Annotated in this window: 2 protein-coding genes; both read right to left on the bottom strand. The window is 64.4% G+C overall.

Translation table 11 applies throughout. The features are described 5' to 3' along the window. On the bottom strand, positions 1–310 hold a 310-nt coding region (locus tag EN750_RS34490), incomplete at its 3' end, for a GNAT family N-acetyltransferase (protein WP_145968204.1). A gap of 31 nt (positions 311–341) precedes the next feature. Continuing rightward, positions 342–1,362 (bottom strand): ATP-binding cassette domain-containing protein (locus EN750_RS34485; protein ID WP_127399289.1); only part of this gene is annotated, 1,021 nt, incomplete at its 5' end.

The raw sequence follows: 1,362 nt of genomic DNA, 5'->3' as shown, positions 1-1,362 counted from the left end.
GGCCCCACAGGCGTGTCTGTTCATCCGCGTGTTTGAGCAACGCAATGCCGAAGCCTTTGCCCTGGAAGGCGGGCGACACCGCGACGGAGAAAATCATCGCGTGATCGTCGTGCCGTTCCAGTGTGAGCACTCCGGCAATTTCGCTGCCGCTCTCCAACACCCACACCTCGCCGCCCTCAATGCGCGGCGCATAGTCCTCGGTGACCGGGATCGGCGGTGCGCCTAACAGTGCGGTGTAAGGCGCATAGGCGGCTTCGGTCAGCGAGATGACGGTTTGGAGATCATCGGCAAGCGCTCTTCTGATTGTCATTCAAAAGCTCTCCAAGCGCCAACCGGTCCGATCACTCCGCCGCTTCGCGCTTGCCTCCGGGGCGCCGCTCCAGAAGCTCCTTGAGGAACTGGCCGGTGTAGCTGCGCTTTTCGCGCACGATCGCTTCCGGTGTGCCGGAGGCGACCAGTTCGCCGCCGCCGTCGCCGCCTTCGGGACCGAGGTCGAGCACCCAGTCGGCGGTCTTGATCACTTCGAGATTGTGCTCGATGACCACCACCGTGTTGCCCTGGTCGACCAGTTCGTGCAGCACTTCCAACAGCTTGGCAACGTCGTGGAAATGCAGGCCGGTGGTCGGCTCGTCGAGGATGTAGAGCGTCTTGCCTGTCGCCTTTCGCGACAGTTCCTTGGCGAGCTTGATTCGCTGCGCCTCGCCGCCGGACAGCGTCGTCGCCTGCTGGCCGATGTGGATGTAGCCGAGGCCGACCTGCTTCAGCGTGTCGAGCTTGTCGCGCACGCCGGGCACGGCGGCGAAGAAGTCAACGCCTTCCTCGACCGTCATGTCGAGCACGTCGGCGATCGACTTGCCCTTGAACACGACATCGAGCGTCTCTCTGTTGTAGCGCTTGCCATGGCAGACGTCGCAGGTGACGTAGACGTCGGGCAGGAAGTGCATCTCGATCTTGATGACGCCGTCACCCTGGCAGGCCTCGCAGCGGCCGCCCTTGACGTTGAAGGAGAAGCGTCCTGGCTGGTAGCCGCGCGCCTTGGCTTCCGGCAGGCCGGCGAACCAGTCGCGGATCGGCGTGAAGGCGCCGGTATAGGTGGCGGGATTCGAACGCGGCGTGCGACCGATCGGCGACTGGTCGATGTCGATGACCTTGTCGAGGAATTCGAGGCCCTCGATGCGGTCGTGGTCGGCCGGGTGTTCGCGCGAGCCCATGATGCGGCGCGAAGCAGCCTTGAACAGGGTTTCGATCAGGAAGGTCGACTTGCCGCCGCCCGACACGCCGGTGACGGCGGTGAAGGTGCCGAGCGGGATTTCGGCGGGGACGTTCTTCAGATTGTTGCCGCGCGCGCCGACGATCCTCAGG

This window comes from Mesorhizobium sp. M7A.F.Ca.ET.027.03.2.1, assembly GCF_003999175.1.
In the GTDB taxonomy this organism is placed as follows: domain Bacteria; phylum Pseudomonadota; class Alphaproteobacteria; order Rhizobiales; family Rhizobiaceae; genus Mesorhizobium.
Note: the sequence above shows the minus strand (reverse complement) of the source record. Positions and strands in the feature narration are given on the sequence as shown.